A 24,401-nucleotide genomic window follows, 5' to 3' on the forward strand; every position below is an offset into this window, starting at 1 on the left:
TCCGTGAAAAAATCATGCAGTTGCTAAGGGTTTTCGATGAGATATTTTTGGGTTAATAATCTGATTAGAAACAGTTTAGGTGTAATCGCTCTGTTGGGCGTGAGCTCCCTTATGCTTGCATGTTCCTCTCTGCCGCCGGAAAAGCGCAGCTTTCAGAGAGAGATCGATAAAGCTCTTTCGGGAAGCGATGCTGCTGCGACAACGGTTGCCAAGGTTTATTGCAGGGGCGAGTATTACAAGCTGTTTAAGACCTATAAGAATCCAAGCCAGTGCGTCAAGTGGGTAGATTATGCAGTGACCATACTGGGCACCTCCGGAGGGCAGTATAAGGATTCAGGCTACCTGGGTGAAGTTTACTTCTGGACTTTGTCAGATCTTATTCATGGTGACATGGCCAGTCACTATGATGCGGCCAAGGTTAAGGTTATCGAGAAAGTTGAAGCGATCCGCACTGATGATTCAAAGAGAGGGCTCTGGCTTTTTTACAATGAGTACTCTCGGCACGATAAGGATAAGTCCCGACGCACTACGATAAGCAAGGAGATGTGTGATAAACGCGGCGAAGCCGAGTACTGCAGCTATTATGCCGATAGGCTTTATGACAATGATAGAAATCTTGAGGCTTTGAAGCTGTACGAAAAGAGCGGCACTTCTGGTGCGGAATCGAAATTCAACCTTTCCCAGTTGTATCTTCACCCGCCAAAAGGCAGGGACAGTGAGCCGGAGAAAGCTCTCACATTGATGAAATCTGCCTACGTGACCTGGCTGAATTCGTGCGATGAAAGGTATGGAGCAAGCTCAACGGAGTGTGTTGACATGAAAGGGCGTCGTGATGCCAGGCTGTTTGAGATTCAAGCTGAGGTAGCGTTTAAGCAAGATGTTGGTTTAGATCGCAGTATTCGTTTGGATAAATATAAGGTCGCCGTGACCCATTACCTTAAGTCCAAGAAGTACTTTGAAGCACTGGTCTATTTTGACCTGCTGGAACGTATGGATTACCAGTTGCCCGCCTCCATGAGTTTTTTCAAGGCTGAAGCGTACTTCCATACGGATGAGACCGATAAGGCGAGGAGTGTTTACCAGCAATATCTGAATTCAGCGGGGAAAAAAGGTGCCTATTACCGAACTGCGCTGGAGCGGCTGAACGAGATCAATGCCCTGTAGGCAACCCGTATCTAAAAGGCCCTGACGAAAGTCGGGGCCTTTTTCGTTTGCGCAACCTGCCTCCATCTTTTTGCTAATGAAGTCAGATAGTCAGCCAAGGGCGACATGAGCCCGGCCCGGAACCGTTCTCGCCGTGGCGTCCGACTGATACCTCTTTGGGGGTAAAAAATCGGCAATTCGCCGGTGAACCGACCCCATCGTTCCTATACTCAGCCCTGAATCTGAACGGGAGGTAGATATGGACAGGTCTGGGCATGACAGCGCGCGCAGGAGTTTTCTGAAGGGGGCGGGTGTCGCCGGGTTGGCGGTGATGGCGGGGCCGGCCCTGGCGGCCAGCAGTGATGAGGTCACTTGGGATCAAACCTACGACATCGTCATTGTCGGTTCGGGGTTTTCGGGTCTGGCCGCAGCCATTGAGGCCAAGCGCAAGGGGGCCAAGTCGGTGGCCATCATCGAGAAGATGCCGGTATTTGGCGGCAACTCGGCGATTAACGGCGGGCTCTACGCGGCGCCCGATACCCCGCTGCAGCAGGAGGAGGGGGTAAAGGACAGTCCGGAGATCATGGTGGCGGATCAGATGAAGGCGGGGCGGGGCATTGCCGATGAGACCCTGTTGCGCCATGTAGCCACTCACGCCCGGGAGGGGTTGGAGCTGTGCCTGGAAGTGGGCGCTAAGTTTCACCCCTTCCTGCAGCAACTGGGGGGGCACAGTGTGCCGCGGACCTATCAGACCACGGTTAACTGCGGTGCCGGCATCACTCAGCCGCTCTACAAGGAGTGCAAGCGGCTAGGGGTGGTTCTGGTCAATCGGGCCAAGCTGAAGCGCTTCATTCGTGCCGGCAATGGTCGAGTGGAGGGGATCACCGTCGATACCCGCTACTACTATGACCGGGATGTGGCCGAGGGGCCTGAGCGCCATATCCGGGCAACCCAGGGGCTGATTATGGCCACTGGTGGTTTCTCCCAGAACGTCAGGCTGCGCATGGCCCAGGATCCGACGTTGACTGCGGACGTCGGCAGCACCAATGCCGCCGGCGCCACCGGCGAAGGGTTGTTGCAGATGCTCAGGCTGGGGGCGATACCGGTGCACATGGCCCACATTCAGTCCGGCCCCTGGGCATCGCCGGATGAAGGGGGGTTTGGTTATGTGTCCAACTACTCCATCTTCAATTTCCCTCACTCGATTGCCATTGAGCGTAAGAGTGGCCGTCGGTTTATGAATGAGATTGCCGATCGTAAAACCCGGGCAGATGCTGAGTTAGCCAACCGGGATGAGCAGGGCAATCCGGATCCGGCGCTGATGATCACCAGCTTCAAGCACGCCAACCAGCATGCCAATGCCAGGAAGGTGCTCAAATATGGCGTCGGCTGGAAGTTTGACTCCCTGGAGAAGCTGGCCAAGAACTATCAGATCCCCTTGGAACCTCTCAAGGCTCAGGTGGAGGAGTACAACGGTTATGTGGAGACGGGTGTAGACAAGCAGTTTGGCAAGTCCATGGCCAAGGCCAAGGGTAAGTACTTGGAAGCGCCGTTTATGGTGGTACGGCTCTGGCCCAAGGTGCACTACTGTCAGGGCGGGGTAATGATCAACAGGGATGCCCAGGTGCTGGACTCCCAAACCGGTGAGCCGATTCCGGGACTGTATGCGGCGGGAGAGGTGACCGGTGGGGTTCACGGGGTCAGCCGCCTGGGCAGTTGTTCGATCCCCGAATGTATTGTGATGGGGATGACCGCATCCCGGCACATCACGGCTGAGGCCTAGGAGGCGATCATGAAAAAGACCCTGCTTTTTGGTGTGTTGGTGTTCTCTATTGGGGCTGTCTCCTCGGCAGTGGTGGCTGAGTCCACCCTCAAGGAGTTCGATCAGATGACCGGGCGCAGCTACCATGAGAAGCTGCACAGCAACAACAACTGCAAGGCCTGTCACGGAGCCCAGGCAGATGGCTACCCCGAGGACGACACCTGCCACAAGTGCCACAACCCGGACAAGCTGGCACAAAAGACTGCCCGCAGCGGTGAGGAGGTCCACCAGAATCCGCACGACAACCTGCACTACGGTAAGGATGTGCCCTGTACCGAATGCCATGGCGAGCACATGGCAAAAGAGCCCTTGTGCGCCGACTGTCATACCTTCAAATACCCCAACCACAAGCGGTGACAAGGGAAACCTGAGCCTGCTTCCCGGTTGACGGATAACTCTGGCCCCCTACGTGGGGCCCACTGTTTGGCGTGTCTGGAGCCCTCGAAGGGGCCACCTGGTGGCGGAAAGCCTTGGTGGAGCCTGGGCGCGGTTCAAGAGGTCATCGATTTTATTCGGAAAAATCGACACTAGCAGTGTGGTTTCCCTAACATTTTGTTTTAGTTCACAGTTATTAATTATCCCCTGGGGTAACTTTGCCTACCATGGTCGATCTATGCCCGTTTGAACCGCCTGTGTGCAGCGGAACATAGCTGAGAGCCGAAAGATCTATGGCAGGGAGGGCTCCGCGGCTGCCTCCGTTGTCTCTGGCCGTTCAGCCGCGGGGGAGAATCCATGATCCGCCTGGCTGAACTGAAAATCCGCCCCAAACTGATCGCCCTGCTGTTTGTCACCGGGGTGATCCCCATGGTGATCGTCACCCTCATCGCCACCCGGCTGGCCAACGATGCCCTGATCAACCAGTCCTTCGACCAGCTCAACGCGGTTCAGTCGATCCGCAAGACCAACATCGAGGCGTACTTCGACGAGCGCCTGGCCGACATCCGGGTCCTGGCGGAATCGGAGCGGATTGCCGATCTGCGCGCCTGGCTGGCTGCCCCCCAGTCCCAGGAGGACCTGAGTGGGCGCCAACGGTTCGATGCCGCACTGGATGATTTCCTCCGCTCCTACGGTTACACCAACCTCTACCTGCTCGATGGGGGTTCAGGCCGGGTGGAGTACGTCCTCCGGCTGAAGGACCTGGCGGGGCGGGGGCTGAACACCGGGCTGCTGCAGGGCAGTGGCCTGGAGCAGGCGTGGCGGCGGGCCCGGCGCCGGGAGGAAGCGGTGCTGATCGATTTTGCCCCGTTCGAGCCGGAGCAGGGGCGGGAGACTGCCTTCGTGGCCTACCCCATGGACGCCGGTAAGGGGGGGGCGTCGACGGTGCTGGTGCTGCAGCTGTCGCCGGAGGCGGTGACCGAGGTGGTCGATTCCCGCGAGGGGATGGGCCAGACCGGGGAGTCCTACCTGATGGGGGTGCACCCCGAATCGGACCGCTTCGAGTTCCGGAGCAACATGCGCACCATGGGGGAGGGGCGCTACGTGGTGGGCCATGCCGTGGCCCAGCCGCTGGATTACTGGCGCCAGGCGGTCGAGGCGGATATCCGCGGGGGGCACGACACCTTTACCGACAGTTCGGGCACCCCGGTACTGGTCAGTTACAACCGGCTGGCGATCCCCGGGCTGCAGTGGTACCTGATCTCCAAGGTCAATGAAGATGAGGTGACCCGGCCGATTCTCAACATCTACACCCAGGTGGTGCTGACCGCCGCCCTGGTGCTGCTGTTCATCGCGGTGGCCGCCTACGCCTTCGCCCGCACCCTGACGCGCCCTCTGATCGACGGCATGGAGTTTGCCCGGGACATCGCCGCCGGCAGGTTGGGGGCCAACCTGCCCGAGGGACGGCGGGATGAGTTGGGCGACCTGGCCCGCTCCCTCAACGGTATGGCCCGGGATCTGAAGGAGCGCCACTGGCTGACCTCCGGCAAGGAGGCGCTGGATGATCAGCTTAGGGGCGACCTGCAGGTGGAGGAGCTGGCCAGCCGCTTCATTACCCTGTTCAGCAAACACATGCAGTGTCAGCTGGGCGCCCTCTACCTGCTGGGCGAGGATCAGATGCTGGAACTGAGGGCCAGCTACGCCTTCACCGATCGTCAGGGCAACTTCAACCGACTGGCCCTGGGTGAAGGGATGGTGGGTCAGGCGTTGGTGGAGGAGGAGGTGATCTGCTTCTCCAAGGTCAGCCAGGCGCCGGCGCTCAATTACGGTGCCGGTGAGCTGGTGCCGGAGCATTTCATGGCGGTCCCCCTGACTGTGGACGGTCATAAGCTGGGCTGCGTGCTGCTAGGATCGGTGACCCCCTTCTCCTCCCTGCAGCGCAAGTTTGTCGATCAGGTGATGGTCAGCGTGGGGATCCTGTTCAGCGCCGCCCAGGCGCGCGGGGTCATCGACCGGTTGCTGGCGCAGGCTCAGCAGCAGCAGCAGGCCCTCAAGGTGACCAACGAGGAGTTGGAGGAGCAGACCGACGCACTGCGCCGCTCCGAAGGGGAGCTGCAGGCCCAGCAGGAGGAGCTGCGGGTGGCCAACGAGGAGCTGGAGGAGCAGGCCAAGGTGCTCAAGCAGTCTGAAGCCGAACTGCAGGCGCAGCAGGAGGAGCTGCGGGTGACCAACGAGGAGCTGGAGGAGCGCACCAAGGCCCTGGAGGAGCAGCAACAGGCGATGGAGGCCAGCAACCGCCAGCTGCAACAGGCCCAGGAGGAGGCGCGCGACAAGGCCCGTGAGCTGGAGGAGGCCAGCAAGTACAAGTCCGAGTTCCTGGCCAACATGTCCCACGAGTTGCGCACCCCCCTCAACGCCATCCTGATCTTGTCGCAGCTGTTCGCCGGCAACAAGGAGGGCAACCTCACCGACAAGCAAATCGAGGCGGCCCAGGCGATCAACTCCTCCGGCTCCGACCTGCTGGCGCTGATCAACGAGATCCTGGACCTGTCCAAGATCGAGGCGGGCAAGGTGGAGCTGGTGGTGGAGCAGGTGGGGATCGAATCCCTGTTCGGCGACCTGGAGCGGCTCTACCGGGAGATTGCCGCCGACAAGGGGTTGGATTTCCAGCTGCGGGTCGAGGATGAGGTGCCCCGCACCCTGCACACCGACTCCCTGCGGTTGCAGCAGGTGCTGAGAAACCTGCTGACCAACGCCTTCAAGTTTACCCACCAGGGTGAGGTGAGCCTTACCCTGTCCCGTCCCGATCCCCATTGGTGCCGGGAGCGGGGGATCCGTGGCGAGGGCTGCATCGCCTTCGCGGTGAAGGATGACGGCATCGGTATCAGCGCCGACAAGCAGCAGGCGATCTTCCTGGCGTTCCAGCAGGCGGACGGCAGCACCAGCCGCACCTACGGTGGTACCGGACTGGGGCTCTCCATCACCCGGGAACTGACCCGCCTGCTGGGGGGCTCCATCCACCTGGAGAGCGAAGAGGGGCAGGGCAGCTGCTTCACCGTGGTGCTGCCAGAAGCCGGGCCGGAAGCCGGGCACGACACCGCCGAGCCGGACGAGGAGCGCCAGGTCGCTGAGGCCACCTCGGCGCCGGTGCAGCAGAGTGCCGTTCCGGCGCCGGAGTCCGCGCTCTCCGCCAGTCCGGCGGATGAGAGCGAGTTCATCAGCGACGATCGCCGGTCCCTGAACGAGGGGACGCGCAGCCTGCTGATCATCGAGGATGACAAGGCGTTCGCCAAGGTGATGCGGGATTTCGGTCGCGAGCGCGGATTCAGGTGTATCGTCGCCGCCGACGGTGAGACCGGCCTGCACTTCGCCGACTACTACAAGCCCAGCGCCATCATCCTGGACATCGGCCTGCCGGGGATCGACGGCTGGACGGTGATGGAGCGGCTCAAGGAGAACCCGGCCCTGCGCCACATCCCGGTGCACTTTATGTCGGCCAACGACAGCACCCTGGACGCGATGCGCATGGGCGCCATTGGCTACCTGACCAAGCCGGTGAACCTGCAGCAGATGGAGAATGCCTTCTCCAAGATCGAGGAGATCATCTCCAAGCCGGTGCGCCGGCTGCTGCTGGTGGAGGACGACGAGCTGCAGCGCCACAGCATCCAGGAGCTGATCGGCGACGGTGACGTCAGCATCACCGCCGTCGGTTCCGGCCGGGCCGCCCTGGAGGAGCTGGAGAGTCACGGCTACGACTGCATGGTGCTCGACCTGGGGCTGGAGGACATGACCGGCTTCGAGCTGCTGGACCGCATCCGCAGGAGCGAAACCGCCGCCCGGGTGCCGATCATCATCTACACCGGCCGGGATCTCAGCCGCGAGGAGGAGAAGGAGCTCAACCGTTATGCCGAGAGCATCATCATCAAGGGGGTGAAATCCCCAGAGCGGCTGCTGGACGAGTCTGCCCTGTTTCTGCATCGGGTGGAGGCGGACCTGCCCGAGGAGAAGCGCGGCATGCTCAAGTCGATACACCACAGGGAGGCGGCCCTCAGCGGCAAGCAGATCCTGCTGGTGGATGACGACATGCGCAATGTGTTTGCTCTCTCCAGCGTGCTGGAGGATAAGGGGCTGACGGTAACCATCGCCCGTAACGGCTTCGAGGCGCTGGAGAAGCTGGAGGCGATGGAGCAGGTGGATGGAGTGCTGATGGACATCATGATGCCCAAGATGGATGGCTACGAGGCGATGCGCCGGATTCGCCAGCGCAGCGACTGGGCCAAGTTGCCGATTATTGCCCTCACCGCCAAGGCGATGAAGGGCGACCGCAGCAAGTGCATCGAGGCGGGGGCCAGCGACTACCTGGCCAAGCCGGTGGACACCGATAAGCTGCTGTCGATGTTGAGAGTGTGGTTGTACTGATGAACGAGATGGTGACGTTGGCCGACGAGCAACTGGAGATCGACCTGCTGCTGGAGGCGATCTTTCGCAAGTACGGCTACGATTTTCGCGACTATGCCGGGGCCCATACCAAGCGGCGGCTGGATCTGCGCCGGGCCCGGGAGGGGATGGCCAGCTTCTCCGAGATGCAGCACAAGGTGATCCGCGAACCGGCGTTTTTCGATCAGCTGCTGCTGGATCTCTCCATCAACGTCACCGAGATGTTTCGCGATCCCTGGTTCTACCAGAAGGTGCGGGAGGTGGTGGTGCCCCACTTGCAGACCTACCCCTTCGTCAAGGTGTGGCATGCGGGCTGCTCCTCCGGACAGGAGGTGTACTCCATGGGGATCCTGCTGGAGGAGGAGGGGCTCAAGGAGCGGGTGCAGATCTACGCCACCGACTTCAACGAGCGGATCCTGGAGAAGGCGCGCCAGGGGATCTATCCCATCAACCTGGTGCGGGAGTACACCGGCAACTACCAGAAGGCGGGGGGCACCCGCTCCTTCTCCGATTACTACACCGCCGACTACGACAGCGCGGTGCTCAACAGCCGGTTGCGGGAGAAGGTGCTGTTCTCCTCCCACAACCTGGTGACCGACAGCGTGTTCGGCGAGATGAACCTGATCTTCTGCCGCAACGTGCTGATCTACTTTAACCGCGAGCTGCAGAGCCGGGTCCTCAAGCTGTTCTGCGACAGCCTCTGTCCCGGCGGTTTCCTCTGCCTGGGCTCCAAGGAGAGCCTCCGCTTCTCCGAGGTGGCAGACAAGTTTGAGGTGGTGTCTGAACGGGAGCGCATCTACCGCAAGAAGCGCCTCCCCAGGGAGTGACAATGGCATCGGACAGGGCGTACCAGGCCGTCGTCATCGGGGTCTCCGCCGGAGGCATGGCGGCGCTGGAGCGGGTGTTGCCCAGGCTGGCGGCGGATTTCTCCCTGCCGGTGCTGATCGTTCAGCACGTGGGGCCGGTGTCCGACAGCTATCTGCCCATCCACTTCAGCATGCGCTGTGCCCTGCCGGTGTATGAGGCGGAGGACAAGCAGCCCATCGAGGCGGGGGCCATCTACTTTGCCCCGCCCAACTACCACCTGATGGTGGAGCGGACCCATACCCTGGCCCTCTCCACCGACGACAGGGTCAACTTCTCCCGGCCGGCGGTGGACGTGCTGTTCGACACCGCAGCCGATGCCTACGGCCCGGGGCTGGTCGGGGTGATCCTCACCGGTTCCAACAGCGATGGGGCGGCGGGGATGGCGCGGATAAAGCGCAGGGGGGGACTGCTGGTGGTGCAGACTCCCGAGAGCGCCGAGGCGCCACAGATGCCACTGGCGGTGCTGGAACGGGTCGAGGTAGACCACCAATTGCCGTTGAGTGAGATCGGCCACTTTTTAAATTCACTGAGTAATGAATAGCTATGGGCACTCCCAAGATACTGATCGTGGATGACAGACCAGAGAACCTGCTGACCCTCGAGGGGTTGCTGGAGGGGTTCGATGCCGAGTTGGTACGGGCCACCTCCGGGGAACAGGCGCTGGCCCATACCCTGGATCATGATTTCGCCCTGATCCTGCTGGATGTGCAGATGCCGGGGATGGATGGGTTCGAGGTGGCGGAGCTGATGCGGGGCAACCGCAAGACCAAGCACATCCCCATCATCTTTGTCACCGCCTCCTACAAGGCATCGGAGCATGTCTTCAAGGGGTACGAGTCCGGGGCGGTGGACTACCTGCTCAAGCCGCTCAACACCATGGTGTTCCGAAGCAAGGTCGGGGTGTTTATCGAACTGTTTCAGCAGCGGCAGGCCCTGTCGGAGAAGACCCTGGAGTTTGACCGCAAGCTGGTGGAGCTGGAGGAGCTGCAACAGCAGTTGGAGGAGACCAACGAACAGTTGCTGATGCTCTCCACCACCGACGGTCTGACCGGGCTGCTGAACTGGCGCCGCTTCGATGAGCTGCTCAACGAGGAGTGGAAGCGCGGCAGTCGCACCGGTCGACCGCTCTCTCTGGTGCTGATGGACATCGATCACTTCAAGGCCTACAACGACACCTATGGCCACCAGGTGGGCGACGACTGCTTGCGGGAGGTGGCCGCCACCCTGGTGAAGATCCCGATGCGGGCCATGGACAAGACCGCCCGCATCGGCGGCGAGGAGTTTGCGGTGCTGCTGCCGGAGACCGACTGCAGCGGGGCCATCGAGGTCGCCAACCGCATCCGCGAGTGTGTTGATGCCCTGGAGAAACCCCACCGCAGCTCACCGACCGCTGGCAACGTCACCATCAGCGTCGGCGTGGCCAGTCTGGTGCCGACCCCGGGGGACCCGGCGCGTAAACTGCTGGAGCTGGCGGACGTGGCCCTGTACCAAGCCAAGAGCGACGGCCGAAACTGCTGCTGCTGTCACCAGTGCAGCCTGGAGAGCATCGCCTAAGCTTGCGGAAGATCAAACTTAGCGACGTTGCTGCTCCCTGTCGGGGCCTGGATGATTGTATGACGATTTTTAAAAGAGTAATATTTTGCTCATTTACTCATCGTTGGAGTTCATCATGTCCCTGTCTCTCCGCGCCGGTCTGTTGACCGCCGCCCTGTTCAGCGGGGCCGCCTGTGCCCATTTCCAGGAGCTGATCCCTCAGAGCGACACCCTGACTCCCCAGAGTGGCGGCCAGGTGCAGCTGTCGCTGACCTTCACCCACCCTATGGAGCGCGGCCCGGCGATGGCCATGGGCCAGCCGGTGCAGTTCGGTGTGGTCGGGCCTCAGGGGCGGCAGGACCTGCTCGAGAGGCTGACCTCCACCGGGGTGGATGGCCAGCAGGCCTACCTGGCGGACTACCGGGTCACCCGTCCGGGGGATTACCTGTTCTACCTGGAGCCGGCGCCCTACTGGGAGCCCGGTGAGGGTAAGATGATCATCCACTACACCAAGGTGGTGGTGGAGGGGTTCGGCGCCCTGGAGGGTTGGGACCAGCCCGTGGGCCTGCCGGTGGAGATTGAGCCCCTGAGCCGCCCCTACAGCCTGTGGCGCGGCAACCTGTTCCAGGGGCTGGTGCGCCATCAGGGTGAGCCGGTGCCCTTCGCCGAGGTGGAGGTGGAGTGGCGCAACGACGGCAGCGTGACGCCTCCCTCGGATGGTTACGTCACCCAGGTGATCAAGGCGGACGCCAACGGCGTGTTCAGTTACGCCATGCCCAGATCCGGCTGGTGGGGATTTGCTGCCCTGCTGGAGGCGGAGCAGCCGATGACCAACCCCCAGGGCGAACCGGTGCCGGTGGAGCTGGGCGGCCTCATCTGGGTGCATGCCCGAGACATGAACTAGGAGGCAGAGTATGGCCCACATCCCAGATGGCGTCCTCGCCCTGCCGGTACTGGCCACCTCGGGGGTGGCGGCGGCGACCCTGACCCTGGTGGCGGTAAAGCGAATGGACTACGACCGCATCCCCCAGGCGGCGGTGCTGGCGGCGGCCTTCTTCGTGGCCTCCCTGGTGACGGTGCCGGTGGGCCCCTCCAGTGTCCACCTGATCCTCAACGGCCTGATGGGGGTATTGCTGGGGTGGGCGGCGGTACCGGCCCTGCTGGTGGCCCTGTGCATGCAGGCGGTGTTTTTCGGTTACGGCGGCCTGTCGGTGCTGGGGGTTAACGCCCTGAACCTGGCGCTACCGGCCCTGCTGTGTGCCTGGGTGATTGCTCCCAGATTGAGGACGGCCCGGGGACGTGCGGTGCTGCTTTGGGGGGCCGTGGCCGGTGCCATCGGAGTCGGGCTGACCGGGGTGATGGTGATGCTGTCACTGGTGGCCAGCGGTCCCGAATACCTGCCTGCCGGACGGGTAATCCTGGTGACCTATTTGCCGCTGTTGCTGGTGGAGGCGGTGGTGACCGCCTGGGCATTGAGTTTTATGAAACGGGTGGCGCCTGAGCTGCTGGCCCGGGGAGAGTGTTGATGAGATCGTGGATTCTGGGCCTGGCCCTGGTGGTGAGTTGCGCCGCTCAGGCGCACCTGTTGAAGGTGTTTGCCTATGGTGAAGGAGGCCGGGTACACGGGAGTGTCTACTTTGCCGGCGGCGGTCCTGCCACCGGGGCCTCGGTCCAGGTGCTGGGCATCGATGGTGCCCTGTTGACCACCCTGACTCCGGATGCCAATGGCGAGTTTGTCTATGCCCCCGATGGGCCCAGGGATCTGGAGTTGCTGGTGGATACCGGCGACGGTCACCAAATCCGTTGGCCGGTGCGCGCCGAAGAGCTGTCCGGCGGACACCCGGCCTCCCAACCTGTGATGGCGGCCGAGCCCTCCCAGTCCGACCAGCGGCAACTGCTGGGGCTGATCGAGCAGGCGGTGGCCCGCCAGGTGGGTCCCCTGCGCCAGGAGCTGCAGCAGGCCCAGGACCGAGCGCGGCTGTCTGACATCCTTGGTGGCCTGGGGATGATCTTCGGCATCGCCGGCCTGGCGATGTGGTGGCGGGGTCGCCGGTGAACGATGGCCTCTGGCTCAGGGCCCAGCAGCCCCGCTGGCTGGAGCGCAGCGATCCCCGGCTGAGGGTGTTGTGTGCCCTGGTATTGCTGGCAGTGACCCTGGGGCTTAGCCACCCGCTGCCGCTGATGCTGGCCCTGACCCTGTCCCTGGGGTTGGTGCCGGTGGTGGGCCTCTCCTTCAAGGTCCTGCTCAAGCGGCTGCTGGCGGTGGAGGGGCTGATGATTCTGCTGTTGATCTCCCTGCCGTTCACCGTCCGCGGCGAAACCCTGTGGCAGTGGCACGGGCTGGTCCTGAGCGCCGAGGGGCTGGAGCGGGCGCTGGTGGTGTTGCTTCGGGCCAACACCATGGTGGTGGGGATGCTGACCCTGCTGGGCAGCATGGAGCCGGAGCGCCTGGGCCATGCCCTGGCCCGTCTCGGGGTGCCGGACAAGCTGGTGCACCTGTTTCTGATGACGGTGCGCTATCTGTTCGTGCTGCTGGATGAGTACCGGCGTCTTCGTCAGGCGATGCGGGCCCGCGCCTTCCGGCCCGGCAGCAACCTGCACACCTGGCGTACCCTGGGGTGGCTGATCGGCATGCTGTTGATCCGCTCCATGGAGCGCGCTTCCCGGGTGCTGGCGGCGATGCGTTGCCGTGGATTCCAGGGGCGTTTCTACCTGATCCATAAGGGTCAGTGGCAGGCTGTGGACAGCCTGCATCTGGCGCTGTTTACCTCCCTGGCCCTGAGCCTGAAACTGCTGGAGACCCAGTTATGAGCCATCCCCTGATTCAACTGCGTGACCTGGCCTTTGGCTACGGTGAGCGGCCGGTATTCCAAGGGGTCAACCTGACCCTGAACCCGGGGGAGCGGCTGGCCCTGGTCGGGGGCAACGGCGCCGGCAAGTCCACCCTGTTGCAACTGGTGGTGGGATTGCGCCGCCCCAGACGCGGGGAGGTGCTGGCCTTCGGTGAGCCTTGCCGGGATGAGGCGGATTTCCACCGGATGCGCAGTCAGGTGGGGCTGCTGTTCCAGGATTCCGATGACCAGCTGTTCTGCCCCACTGTGTTGGAGGATGTGGCTTTCGGACCTCTCAACCAGGGGATGAGCCAGCAGGCCGCCAGTGACCTGGCCCGGGAGACCCTGGCCAGCCTGGGGCTGGAGGCGTTCGCCGAACGCATAACCCATCGCCTCTCCGGCGGCGAAAAGCGGCTGGTGGCCCTGGCCTCGGTGCTGGCGATGCGCCCCAGGGTGCTGTTGCTGGATGAGCCCACCAATGGCCTGGATGAGCAGGCGCAGACCCGGCTGCTGGAGCGCCTTCAGGGGCTTGAGCTGGCGATGATCCTGGTGTCCCACGACAAGTCGGTGATCGAGAAGCTGGCCAACCGGGCGGTGATCCTCCAGGACGGCGAGCTGCTGGAGGCGGTGATGCACAGCCACCCCCACCAGCACACCCACAGCCACCTGCATATCCACCCCAAGCGGGATCTGGAGAGCGATCACAGCCACCCCAACCCCGCCCACAACGACCACCACAACACCGGCGACTGACAACCTCGGCTGTTCCCACCAGACCCAGGGTCCGTTCCAGCCGGACACCGGGCTGGCCGAAACGAAGGGGCCGCCCTCGCGTTGAGCCACCGACTCCGAAGCGATAATCGGATCACATTTCTCCCTTTGTAACTGGCATATGCCAGTTACTCGCGCTAGATTAATTGGCATATGCCAATTATGAGGTGGATATGCCCAGACCCAAACTGACCCGCAAGGTGCGCTGTCGCGCGCCCTTCAGCCTGTACAAGCCCAATGGGGTGCCCGGCAAAGATTTGATCAAGCTGCCCCTGGGCGCCGATGAGCTGGAGGCGATGCGACTCACCGACATGGAGGGGATGAGTCAGCAGCAGGCGGCACAGGAGATGGGAGTATCCCGACAAACCCTGGGCAACATAGTGACTTCGGCCCGCCGCAAGGTGGTGTCCGCCCTGGTCCGGGGCCAGGCGCTGGAGATGGAGTCGAGCTTGCCCTTCGACCCCGAGCAAGAGGAGCAGTAGTGATGGCCATTGCCATGCCAGTAACCGACAGGGCCCAGGTGGCCGGACACTTTGCCAAGGCCGCCGCCTTCGCGGTGTACAGCGATGAGGGGCAATTGATCCGCATCGACAACAGCCAGGAGGGAGGCTGCGGCCAGAAGAAGCGTCTGGTGAAGGTATTCAAAGAGATGCAGGTGACCCGGGTGGTGCTGCGTAACATCGGCGAGCGCTCCCTAGCCCGGCTGCTCAGTGCCGGCATTGAGGTGGAGCGACTGACCCGAGGCGCCACCATTGCCCAGGTGCTGGAGGGCAGCGTCACCACCCTGTCGTTGACCGATGCGGCCCAGGGCCGCCCCTGCAAGCCCAAGCCCAGCAAGTGCTGCGGCCATAAGAGCACTCCCAAGCTGCTGGAGACCGCCCCCGGGACATTCAGCAGGGTCGATGCCGGCCTGCCCAAGCTGAAGCTGAACTGATCCCCCCCCTGGCGATGGGGGCCCGGAGGGGCTCGAGCGGGTGCGGACGTCGTCCGCACCAGTTTCTCCACCCCTCTCAGCCAGCCAGCGCCCGCTGGCCGGCGTCCCCTGTTTCATCTGCAACAATAGTCGAGGCGACGTCGACGGCCAACTTGGCTATCTTGGGATCAGCTAACGGGTTAAGGAGACCCTCATGTCGCGGACAGTGTTCGGTTTTCTACTGCTTTGCCTGGCAGGCTGCAGTGGCCTCAATACCACCTTCAACAAGCCCTATGCCCCCCTGGACGAAGTCCAGGCCAGCCCGCCGCCGCCGCTGCCGCCGCCGCCGCCGCTGAAGGCAGACCAGGCCAGGGTGGAGCGGGTGCTCGGCATGGAGCGGGACCGGCTGTGGCTGACCCTGTCTTCCAGGCCTGTGGGCATTGCGCCCCAGGTTCTGCTGGCCCCCAGGGAGGTGATGCTGCCGTCGGTCAGTGCCGGCTGCCCGCTGGAGCGCAATCTGGCCAGGGCCCTGGTGGTGTACCTGAACGAACAGCTGGCTGGGCAGGTGATGCAGCTGGAGGGGATGGCGGTGACCGAGACCGGGGTGGTGGCCGAAGTCATTCTGGATGGTCAGCCGCTGCTGCAGCGGCTGGAAGCCGAAGGGCTGGCCCGTCCGCTGGGCAGCTTCGGCTGGTGTCCCCCGGGGCATTAGCCCAGGCCGGAGTCTCCCGGATCGTTGCGGTCGTGGAAGCGGCCATCCAGGGGGAGTGACGGATTTTTCTTGGTTTCATCGCGCCGTCCGTGGCATCCGGCGGGCGATGGGTGATGCCAATTAGTGGATTTTATGGTTCAGTAATCAAAACCCCTTATTGACTAAAACGGAGGGAAACTTATTTGCTCGCGATGGAAATTGGCCAGAAATTAATTAATAACCTCCGGAGTTAATGTCGGGCGAAATATGTTAATTAATTAAGTGGCCTGCTATTTCACACCCGTGGTGAGGTCCGAGTAAGCCGTGCGAGGTGAGCGGGATCACGGCGTCATCACGGTCTCCTGAACCCCATCGCGGCGGGATTCCGGTCGGCTGGCGGCGGCAGATTTCCAATTATTGGGATTCAGTGTGTCGATTCCAACGATCCCCATGAGAGCGGCGTCCTGGCGAGGGAGGTCGATTCTGTCTGCATTTTTAAAGTTAACGTGCTAACGCTCAAAGTTTTTGTTTTTCTCTTTCGTTAAACGTGGCGCAGCTAACATTCGAGCGTGGTGTTCAGGCGTACAGTGGGTCCAGATTTGCGTTTTAAGGAGTTCATTGATATGGAGCAGGAAGCCAAGTCCGGGCTCAATTCAAGCCATTGGGCTTCGCCGGTGCACGCCCGTTTTCGTCAGCGGGATCAGGCACTGTTGCGATTGGGGGAGAGTTTGGTGAAGGAGCAGGGCATTGTCTCCTTCCGCTTCTCCGAGTTGGCACCCCGTGCTGGGTGCAGTGCAGGGACGCTGTATAAGCACTTTAACTGTAAAGAGGATCTGCTGGTCGCCATCTTCGCCAAGCACGTGGAGCTGCTTACCGAGCGGCAGCCCGAGCTGATGAACGCGGAGCTGAATCACGCCGAACGCTGGCTGGCGATGCACCTGTACGGCGCCATGGCCGTGGCCCACACCAGCTGGTCGTTGGGTTTCAACGCCCTGGCCGGTGCCGAGGGGATCGTGGATAAGGTGAGTGACTACCGCCTGCAGGAGATGCAGATGTTTGTCGATCAGGCCTGCTCTACCGCCAAGCGGGTGGTGGAAGCGGCGCGCATCGAGGGACAGCTGGTGTCTGACGATCACGAGATCGAGGTGGCCCATGCCACCATGGTGGCCTGTCAGCGCGGCGCCACTACCATGATCAACAACCCGATGATCGCTCAGAACCTCAACTTCGACCAGATCCACAAGCTGTATGACAGCCTGGCGCTGATCACCGGCACCCTGAACTGGCGCGTCGGCCTGCTGCCTGAGTCCCGCGATCGGGTGATCAAGGCGGTGGAGGAGCAGTTGATCGCCCTGGATCAGGAGCACGATCTTACCGCCGTCTTCTAGCGGCCCTACCGGCACGCCCTAGGCGGCGTGGCGGCTGCTCCGGCTCAGATTGGCCGCAAACTCCGGTCGGCTGGCCAGCAGCCGCTCCCGCTGCTCCTCACTGAGCTGCCCTTCGGGCAGCCTCAGCACCTTTCGAGTTATCTTCCCCCTGGCGATGGCGGTGATCTTCAGCGGCGCCACCGGTCCTTCGATGGCGTACTCCTCCACCGAGCCCGCACGGGCAAGGATTCCGGCGTCTACCAGGGCGCTGACGCCGTGATGGTTCAGCGGCATGGGCACGCTGCCGCGCCCCTGCAGGATGAATTCACGCAGGATCGCCCGTTCGGTGTTGTCCAGGGTCTGGACCTTCTCCTCCACCATCAGTTTCTGCTGAGCCGCCAGGCGCTGCTGCATCAGCCGCTGAAACAGCAGCCGGCCCACCAGGGTCGCCAGGTAGGCGGCACTGGCGACCACGGTCAGCCCCAGCCAGGAGGCATAGTGACTCACCCACTGCTGCAGATAGAGGGATTGCGCCCACTGCACCGGCAGCCACAGCAGCGCCAGGCTGGTGACCAGCAGCCACAGGGCCAGTTTGTACAGGGGGGCTGTGGTCAGGGCATGGAACTGAGACTCCCGACTTCCCATGGGGTGGATCCTCGCGTCGAAAAATTGGCGTTAACGGGTAACCCCCATTGTAAAGCAAAAGGGGTGCCAGCTTCCAAGGCTCAGGGGGCGACCAGGGGCTCTATCTGGATGGTGTTGCCATCGCTGTGCAGTTTGCTGGGGCCATGTTCCCGATCCGTGGTGAGGTTGTGGGGGCCCATCTCCACCTCCACCTGGGAGTAGAGGCTGTGGGTGACGCTGATGGACACCTTGTCGAAGAAGTTGGCCAGCCTCTCGTCGGTCTCCGCCAGCAGCAGCTGGGCCTCCGCCAGCCGGGCGCTGTTCTGCTGCTGGGCCTGGGTGAACTGCTCCACCAGGCGTTTGCGTTCCGCCTCGCTCTTGTCGGCGGCCATGGTGGCTTTGTTGATTGCCTGGCGCAGCTTGAAGCTCTGCGCCAGCAGTGCCTGCTCCCGCTGATGGTACTCCTTGGCGAGGGCGCGCAGCTGCCGAATCCCCAGCCCGGCACGGATTCGGCTCTGGGTGGCGGCCCGGGAACCCAGATTGATGCAGTTGATGGAGTGGACCACCTGGGTCACGCCGCCGACGATGTCCCCCTTCTTGCCGTTGGGGACGCCGACGGTGAGGTTGTTGCCACACTGGGTCTGGCAGTGAACCATCTGGGTCTGCACCAGGATGTCACCCCCCGCCTTAAGGTGGGCGTACTGGGCGAAGGCGACGTGGATCTCCCCCTCCGCCTCCAGCGAGGTGCTGAGTTTGCGATTGTCCACCAGGTGGCCAATCACCCCCTTGCCCACGACGATGTCGCCGCCGGCCTTGAGCTGTTCGCCGTCCACGAAGCCGTTGATGGTGATATCGCCACCGGCGGTGACCCGCATCTCCTCATCCACGTTGCCGTTGATCACCACGTTGCCGTGGTAGTTGATGTGGCCGGTACCGACGTTGACGTCCTTGAGGGTGAGCACCTCGACAATCTCCAACCCGTCCTTGGCCTCCATCGGCTGGCCGTCGGCACAGGCCAGCAGCAGGTTGGGGTCGGTGTCGGAGACGACCGTGCCCTTGCCCGCCTTCAGTTTGCTGTCCTTGCCTGATTTGGCCTTGAGCACCTCGCCGACGACGTTGTAGCCGTCGACGCCGGGTTCCGCCTCATGCTTGCGCATTACCTCGTCACCGCAGCTGACGGTGACGATCTCGCCAAGATCCCTCATGTCCACCTTGCCGTTGTCCAGTACCCGGGGTTGCAACAGCCGCTCGCGGTTGAGCTTGACCAGCCGCTCCAGTCGGGCGTCGCGGCCATGGCGGGCGGGCCTGCCCCTGGCAATGGTGGCGCTGACGCTCTCGCCAGGCGGGGCTTTCTCCAGCTTGAGCAGCAGGGTGTGAATGGCGTTTTTCAGCAGACCGTTGCGGATGGCGAGGGATTGCAGCTGTTGCACCAGCTCCTGGAAGCCGATGGGACGGCCGCCCTGAGGGGCGGTGAGGGTGGCGGTGACCTCCATCTTGTCGGAGGAGAGCTGGAGTTGGCACTGGCCATCCACCCTCATTGCCAGGGGGATGCGCTGAACCTGGGCCTTGTTGGTGCCCTTGGCCTGATGCTTCAGCAACTGCAGCGCCTTGCGGACGTCGTTGTCCAGGAAGGCGCATTGCCGATAGGGGGAGCAGTCCACCAGGTGCCTGATCTGTCCCAAATCCACTTGTGCGTGTTGTTCGGGGATCAGATCCACGCAGAGGGTCTGGTGTTCTTCGTCGAAAAAGAGGAGGTCCGGTCCTATCATGGCGCCATTACTTATGCTTATCAGGCGAGTTTAGGGAGTATACCGGATTGTTGACAAGGGGGAATAGCAAAAAGCCCCGACCATAGGTCAGGGCTCAAAAATTTGGTGCAGAAGGAGAGACTTGAACTCTCACGTCCTAACGGACACTAGCACCTGAAGCTAGCGCGTCTACCAATTCCGCCACTTCTGCAAATATCGAATAATCGATTCAGGTCTTATTTTTTCTCGGCTCACCACTCAACAAGAGTGGTGCAGAAGGAGAGACTTGAACTCTCACGTCCTAACGGACACTAGCACCTGAAGCTAGCGCGTCTACCAATTCCGCCACTTCTGCGTATAGCCGTGGTATCGATGAGTGGTGCAGAAGGAGAGACTTGAACTCTCACGTCCTTGCGGACACTAGCACCTGAAGCTAGCGCGTCTACCAATTCCGCCACTTCTGCTCTGCGTTTCCTCATCGGTACGGAGGCGCATTATAGAGAGATTCCGCGCTCCGTCAACACCATTATTCAAATAGTTTTTTGTTCGCGCAAATTTTAATCCGAAACTCTGAGATCAGCGTAGATTTTGAACCTTTTATCCTGTGCGGCGATGTTGACCCTGCCGAAGGCCTTCTCCAGGGCGTCACCGTAGGGCAGATGGTGATTGGCGACAAACAGCAGCTGGCCTCCGGGCTTCAGATGTTTGCGGGCGTCGGCAATGAAGGCTTCGGCGGTGGAGAAGGTTTGTTTGCCTGCGTGATGGAAGGGGGGATTGGAGATGATGAGATCAAACTCGCCCTTCACATCACTGAATCCGTCGGAGGGGTAGACTCGAGCATCCAGGCCGTTCGCCGCCAGGGTGGCGCGGCTGCAGGCCAGGGCGAAGGCGTTGATGTCCACCATCTCTACCTGGCAGTCGGGAGCCGCCGCCTTGATGGCGCTGCCGATGACGCCGGCGCCGCAACCGAAGTCCAGTACCCGGCCCTTGAGGGGCGGCAGGTGCTCAAGCAGCAGCGCTGTGCCCGCATCCAGCTCCCCCTGGCTGAACACCCCAGGCAGGGCACAGACGCTCACAGGGGGCTCACCGGCACGGTAGCTTTCGGTGGCGGCCAGTGGCGGCCGGTCGGCTTGGCGACTCAGTCCCTGCAGCATCTGGCAGTGGGCGCCGGTGGCGTACTTGTTCACCGGGTCGAAGTGGGCCTTCATCAGCTTGGGGGCGCTCCTGATCCCCCCCTTGTTGTCGCCCACCAGGAAGCAGGGAGTGCCCTCGGGGAGTCGGGCGGCCAGCCACTGCATCAGGTGGCTGGCCAGGGCTTTGGCACCGGGCAGCACCATGATGGCGGCGTCCACCTCCGGCAGGTCTGTGGTCAGGTCGCAGCCGAAATGCAGATCGGTGGCCCCCTGCCCCCGCAACTGGCGATACACCAGGTAGTCATGGGTCAGGGTGGTCACCGTCATGCCCTGGCGCTGCAACCGGGGGATCAGTCCGTCTGCCATGGGGTTCAGCATCAGCAGGCGGGGGCCGAGCTCGTCGGCGTACTTGTCTATCAGGCGGCTGGGGTTGGTCAGGGTCATGGTGCTACTTGCCGGTTAAATGGGGCGCCAGTATAGCACTGCACCGGGCAGCTGACTGCCAGGAGGAGTGTTCAACAAATTTTTCAGTCTCTTCCAGTGGGGCTTCCTCGCTGATCTACACTTGAGGCTAAAGGGATGTTCTTCGGAGCAGGTTGGGTAATGGATACACAGTGAGTTGGCCTGCCCCGAGGGGGCCGGGCCCGCTGTCCTTCAGGAGAGACGATGAGCCGTTCATGGGCCCTTCCGTTCGTCAGCCTTCGCTGGAAGTTTCTGCTGGTGCTGGCGGTGATCATGACCCTGCTGACCCTGTCGCTGGGTCATCTGGCGCTGCGCCATTTCGGCCAGCAGCGGTCGCTGGTTCTGACGCAGCAGTCGGAATTCCTGCGGCGGGACTACCTGCAGACCAGGGAGATGCTGGTGGAGCAGCTGGCCTCGGTGGCCAGGGAGCTGAACCTGCGCCTGGGTTCACTGCTCGATCCCCAGTCGGAGCTCAGGGGCCAATGGCGAGAGCTGCGCTCCCTGTGGCAGTTGTCCGGGTTGCACCTGCACCAGATCCAGGGAGGGAACCTGCTCTCTCTGGGCGGTTACCCACCGCCGGACGATCATTGGCTCGCCGGTATCGAGTCCAAAGATCAGCAGCTCAGCCGCACTCGCTGCCGTCCGGGCTGCATCCTGGAGCTGGCCACCCCCATCACCCTCCGGGGCAAGCTGCACCTGCTGGTGCTCTCCACCCCGCTGGAGCGGGTGATGGAGGTCCTGAGTGAACATCATGCCACCGAGCTGGCGATCCTGGGCCCGCCCCAGCAGAACAGCCTCAACCCCTGGAACCGCGCCATCCTCAGCCTGACCAACCGGGAGAGGAACTATCCGGTGCTGATCGCAGCCGCCGCCGAGTTCCCGCTGGAGCAGCTGACCGATCGCCCCCGGATGGTGGCGCAGGGTGGCCGTCAATGGAGCCTGTCCCGCTGGCCCATCGACGGCGGCCACCTGCTGCTGTTCTCCGACGTCAGTGAACTGGAGCTGGGACAGCGGGCCTACCTGACCGACCTGGTTGGACTGATGCTGCTCTGTGTGGTGGCGACCACGCTCCTGGGGGGCTGGCTGTTGTGGCGTCCTCTCAGCCGGATTCAGGCGTTGCAACGGCTGCTGCCGCTGCTGCCCAGTCGGGATTACAAGCGGTTCCGTGAGCGGCTGGCCCCCGCCGGCATGGGCTTCAGGGACGAGGTGGACCGGCTGGAGGAGGCGGTGGGGGAGACCGCCGATCAGCTGGAGCAGCTGCACGAGGAGGTGGACAGGTACACCCACGAGCTGGAGCGGCTGGCGATGATGGACACTCTCACCGGCCTGCCCAACCGCACCATGATGCACCACGAGTTGAGCAAATCCCTGAGCAGCCTGGGCCGGACCGACGAGAAGATCGCCCTGCTGTTCCTGGATCTGGACGAGTTTAAGCGGATCAACGACACCCTGGGACACGATGTGGGGGACGAGTTGCTGAAGACCGTGGCCAACCGCCTGAAGAAGAGCGTTCGCTCCATGGACACCGTCTGTCGTCTCGGCGGCGATGAGTTTACGGTGATCATCCGCGGCCTGGGGGAGGGGGCTAACATCCACCGTATCATCCACCAGATCTTCGTTTCCCTGCAGCAGCCGGTGCAACTGGGGCGCCACACCCTGATCGTCACCACCAGCATCGGCGTGGTGTTCTGCGACAACCCGATGGAGCGCCCCGAGGAGCTGCTCAAGCGGGCGGATCTGGCCATGTACCAGGCCAAGCAGGCGGGCCGTTCCAACTACCGGGTGTTCGACGACCAGATGCTGGAGCTGGCCAGCCGCAAGCTGATGCTGGAGGGGGACCTGAGGCGGGCGCTGGAGGAGGGGCAGATGGCCCTTTGCCTGCAACCGATCCTCTCCATCCGCGAGCAGCGGGTGGTGGGGTTCGAGTCGCTGGTGCGCTGGTATCACCCCAGTCGCGGCCTGTTGATGCCCTCGGAGTTCATGCAGGATCTGGAGGACAGCAGCGAGATCCTGGCTCTGAGTGACTGGGTGCTCAAGCGCAGCCTCAAGCTGCTGCTCAAGCTGACCCGGCTCTCCGGCAACCGTGAGTTCTACATTGCGGTAAACCTGTCACCCCATCAGTACCTGCACGCCGGGCTGGGGCAACGCATCGAGCAGTTGCTGCAGGAGCTGCAGGTGACGCCCGGCCGCCTGCTGCTGGAGGTCACCGAGGAGAGCCTGATCAGAAACCTGGAGCAGGCTCTGGCCACCATGGAGCGCCTCAAGGGGATGGGGGTGCGCATCGGCATCGATGATTTCGGTACCGGCTACTCCTCCCTGAGCTACCTGAAGCAGCTGCCCTTCGATATCCTCAAGATTGACCGCAGCTTCGTGCGGGATCTGGACAGTTCAGACGTGGACCGCAATATCGTCAGCTCGGTGATCGATCTGGCCCACAACCTGGGCAGGACGGTGATCGCCGAGGGGGTGGAGAGTCACGACCAGCTGCAGTACCTGCTGAGGGCGGGCTGTGATCACGCCCAGGGCTATCTGTTTTCGCCGGCCCTGGATGAGCAGCAGGTGGTGGAGCTGATCCGCCAGCTGGGCTGTACCCTGGAGTGGCAGCATATCGAGTCGCTGCAGGCGGTGTTTCACCCCCTGAGTGGCAGCCGCGGTTAGCGTCCGTCAGGGGGCGGAGAGAGAAAGCACCGGCACTGCGGGGGCTTGTCGATGATGGGAGCGGCGCTCAGTCCTGGGCCAGCCTGGCTTCGATGGCATCGAACAGCCGGCCGGTGATCTCCACCTCGAAGGCTGCCTCGATCTCGCGAATGCAGGTGGGGCTGGTGACGTTGATCTCGGTGACCTTGTCGCCAATCACATCCAGGCCAACGAAGATCAGGCCGCGGCGCTTCAGCTCGGGGCCGATGGCCCGGGCGATGGCCCAGTCGCTGTCGGAGAGGGGACGGGCCTCGCCGCGACCGCCGGCGGCCAGGTTGCCCCGGGTTTCGCCTCCCTGGGGGATGCGCGCCAGGCAGTAGGGCACCGGCTCGCCATCGATGATCAGGATTCGCTTGTCGCCGTCCTTAATCTCCGGCAGGTAGTTCTGCACCATGGTGTAGCGGCTGCCGTGGGCGGTGAGGGTCTCGATGATCACCCCCATGTTGTCCCCCTCCGGTTTGATGCGGAAGATGGAGGCGCCGCCCATGCCGTCCAGGGGCTTGATGATGATGTCCTGGTGCTTGGCGTGGAAGCGACGTATGCGCTCGGCGCTACGGGTCACCAGGGTGTCGGCGGTGTATTCGCTGAACCAGGCGGTGAACAGCTTCTCGTTGCAGTCCCTCAGGCTGGAGGGTTTGTTGACGATCAGGGTGCCCTGCTCCTCGGCCCGCTCCAGCATGTAGGTGGCGTAGATGAATTCGGTGTCGAACGGCGGATCCTTGCGCATCAGGATTACCTCCAGCTCCGCCAGGGGGCGCTCCACCGCCTGCCCCAGATCGAAGTGGTTACCCTGCTCATTGCGTACGGTCAGCGGATGCATGCTGGCCTTGGCCTCCCCCTGCTCCAGGTAGAGGTCGGCCATCTCCATGTAGTGCAGCTCGTAGCCCCGCTCCTGGGCCTCCATCAGCATGGCAAAGCTGCTGTCCTTCTTCAGGTTAATCTCCGCGATGGGGTCCATCACTATGCCGAGTTTGATCACGCTGTGCT

The 24,401-nt window shown here is 62.6% G+C and carries 21 protein-coding genes and 3 tRNA genes; 17 read left to right on the plus strand and 7 right to left on the minus strand.

Annotated features, from left to right (window positions below; all coding sequences use genetic code 11):
• The first annotated feature begins 36 nt into the window (after positions 1-36).
• The 16 genes from FCL40_RS10635 (at position 37) to FCL40_RS10710 (ending at position 16,771) form a co-directional block, all read left to right on the plus strand.
• Complete coding sequence (locus FCL40_RS10635; RefSeq protein ID WP_136853287.1) at positions 37-1,164, plus strand: hypothetical protein; 1,128 nt, start codon at positions 37-39, stop codon at positions 1,162-1,164.
• A 238-nt stretch (positions 1,165-1,402) separates the two neighbouring features.
• The gene (locus FCL40_RS10640; protein WP_136853288.1) at positions 1,403-2,926 is read left to right on the plus strand and encodes a flavocytochrome c; all 1,524 of its coding nucleotides are present in this window, start codon (positions 1,403-1,405) and stop codon (positions 2,924-2,926) included.
• Positions 2,927-2,935: 9 nt separating this feature from the next.
• Positions 2,936-3,322, plus strand: coding sequence for a cytochrome c3 family protein (locus FCL40_RS10645; protein ID WP_229360315.1), 387 nt, complete (start codon positions 2,936-2,938; stop codon positions 3,320-3,322).
• A 375-nt stretch (positions 3,323-3,697) separates the two neighbouring features.
• A complete protein-coding gene (locus FCL40_RS10650; protein WP_136853289.1) occupies positions 3,698-7,759 on the plus strand; it encodes a response regulator in 4,062 nt (1,353 codons plus the stop codon).
• Entirely contained in the window at positions 7,759-8,604 is an 846-nt protein-coding gene (locus FCL40_RS10655) for a CheR family methyltransferase (protein WP_136853290.1), read from the plus strand. The genes FCL40_RS10650 and FCL40_RS10655 overlap by 1 nt, the downstream gene beginning before the upstream one ends.
• A 2-nt stretch (positions 8,605-8,606) precedes the next feature.
• Positions 8,607-9,185: a chemotaxis protein CheB gene (locus FCL40_RS10660; protein WP_136853291.1), complete on the plus strand. Its 579-nt coding sequence runs from the start codon at positions 8,607-8,609 to the stop codon at positions 9,183-9,185.
• Positions 9,186-9,211: 26 nt separating this feature from the next.
• Entirely contained in the window at positions 9,212-10,198 is a 987-nt protein-coding gene (locus FCL40_RS10665) for a diguanylate cyclase domain-containing protein (RefSeq protein ID WP_229360316.1), read from the plus strand.
• Positions 10,199-10,313: 115 nt separating this feature from the next.
• The gene (locus tag FCL40_RS10670) at positions 10,314-11,081 is read left to right on the plus strand and encodes a DUF4198 domain-containing protein (protein ID WP_136853293.1); all 768 of its coding nucleotides are present in this window, start codon (positions 10,314-10,316) and stop codon (positions 11,079-11,081) included.
• Between the two features lie 10 nt (positions 11,082-11,091).
• Positions 11,092-11,703 carry a cobalt transporter CbiM gene (cbiM, locus tag FCL40_RS10675; RefSeq protein ID WP_136853294.1) on the plus strand — a complete coding sequence of 204 codons (612 nt, stop codon included), beginning with the start codon at positions 11,092-11,094 and terminating at the stop codon, positions 11,701-11,703.
• On the plus strand, positions 11,703-12,233 hold the full coding sequence (locus tag FCL40_RS10680) for a hypothetical protein (protein ID WP_229360317.1): 531 nt from the start codon (positions 11,703-11,705) through the stop codon (positions 12,231-12,233). The genes cbiM and FCL40_RS10680 overlap by 1 nt, the downstream gene beginning before the upstream one ends.
• Positions 12,230-12,988 carry a cobalt ECF transporter T component CbiQ gene (gene cbiQ / locus FCL40_RS10685; RefSeq protein ID WP_136853296.1) on the plus strand — a complete coding sequence of 253 codons (759 nt, stop codon included), beginning with the start codon at positions 12,230-12,232 and terminating at the stop codon, positions 12,986-12,988. Before FCL40_RS10680 ends, cbiQ begins: the two co-directional genes overlap by 4 nt.
• On the plus strand, positions 12,985-13,761 hold the full coding sequence (locus FCL40_RS10690) for an energy-coupling factor ABC transporter ATP-binding protein (RefSeq protein WP_136853297.1): 777 nt from the start codon (positions 12,985-12,987) through the stop codon (positions 13,759-13,761). Before cbiQ ends, FCL40_RS10690 begins: the two co-directional genes overlap by 4 nt.
• Before the next feature lie 191 nt (positions 13,762-13,952).
• Entirely contained in the window at positions 13,953-14,261 is a 309-nt protein-coding gene (locus FCL40_RS10695; RefSeq protein ID WP_136853298.1) for a DUF134 domain-containing protein, read from the plus strand.
• A 2-nt stretch (positions 14,262-14,263) separates the two neighbouring features.
• Positions 14,264-14,713, plus strand: a complete 450-nt coding sequence (locus FCL40_RS10700; protein WP_136853299.1) for a NifB/NifX family molybdenum-iron cluster-binding protein — start codon at positions 14,264-14,266, stop codon at positions 14,711-14,713.
• Between the two features lie 193 nt (positions 14,714-14,906).
• Positions 14,907-15,404, plus strand: a complete 498-nt coding sequence (locus tag FCL40_RS10705; protein ID WP_136853300.1) for a hypothetical protein — start codon at positions 14,907-14,909, stop codon at positions 15,402-15,404.
• A 602-nt stretch (positions 15,405-16,006) separates the two neighbouring features.
• The gene (locus FCL40_RS10710) at positions 16,007-16,771 is read left to right on the plus strand and encodes a TetR/AcrR family transcriptional regulator (protein ID WP_136853301.1); all 765 of its coding nucleotides are present in this window, start codon (positions 16,007-16,009) and stop codon (positions 16,769-16,771) included.
• An 18-nt stretch (positions 16,772-16,789) separates the two neighbouring features.
• On the opposite strand, the gene FCL40_RS10715 is transcribed toward FCL40_RS10710, so the two are convergent.
• From FCL40_RS10715 to FCL40_RS10740, 6 genes are all read right to left on the minus strand, one after another.
• Positions 16,790-17,395: a superinfection exclusion B family protein gene (locus FCL40_RS10715; protein ID WP_136853302.1), complete on the minus strand. Its 606-nt coding sequence runs from the start codon at positions 17,393-17,395 to the stop codon at positions 16,790-16,792.
• 80 nt (positions 17,396-17,475) lie between these two features.
• Positions 17,476-19,143, minus strand: coding sequence for a DUF342 domain-containing protein (locus FCL40_RS10720; RefSeq protein WP_136853303.1), 1,668 nt, complete (start codon positions 19,141-19,143; stop codon positions 17,476-17,478).
• A 103-nt stretch (positions 19,144-19,246) separates the two neighbouring features.
• Positions 19,247-19,333 (minus strand) — tRNA-Leu (locus FCL40_RS10725).
• A 57-nt stretch (positions 19,334-19,390) separates the two neighbouring features.
• Positions 19,391-19,477: transfer RNA gene (locus FCL40_RS10730), tRNA-Leu, on the minus strand.
• A gap of 22 nt (positions 19,478-19,499) precedes the next feature.
• Positions 19,500-19,586: transfer RNA gene (locus FCL40_RS10735), tRNA-Leu, on the minus strand.
• Between the two features lie 93 nt (positions 19,587-19,679).
• Positions 19,680-20,699: a class I SAM-dependent methyltransferase gene (locus FCL40_RS10740; RefSeq protein ID WP_136853304.1), complete on the minus strand. Its 1,020-nt coding sequence runs from the start codon at positions 20,697-20,699 to the stop codon at positions 19,680-19,682.
• A gap of 222 nt (positions 20,700-20,921) precedes the next feature.
• Between FCL40_RS10740 and FCL40_RS10745 the strand changes: the two genes are divergently transcribed.
• A complete protein-coding gene (locus FCL40_RS10745; RefSeq protein ID WP_136853305.1) occupies positions 20,922-23,375 on the plus strand; it encodes a putative bifunctional diguanylate cyclase/phosphodiesterase in 2,454 nt (817 codons plus the stop codon).
• 67 nt (positions 23,376-23,442) lie between these two features.
• On the opposite strand, the gene gshB is transcribed toward FCL40_RS10745, so the two are convergent.
• Complete coding sequence (gshB, locus tag FCL40_RS10750; RefSeq protein ID WP_136853306.1) at positions 23,443-24,393, minus strand: glutathione synthase; 951 nt, start codon at positions 24,391-24,393, stop codon at positions 23,443-23,445.
• Positions 24,394-24,401 lie beyond the last annotated feature (8 nt).

It is taken from the genome of Ferrimonas sediminicola, from assembly GCF_005116715.1.
In the GTDB taxonomy this organism is placed as follows: Bacteria; Pseudomonadota; Gammaproteobacteria; order Enterobacterales; family Shewanellaceae; genus Ferrimonas; species Ferrimonas sediminicola.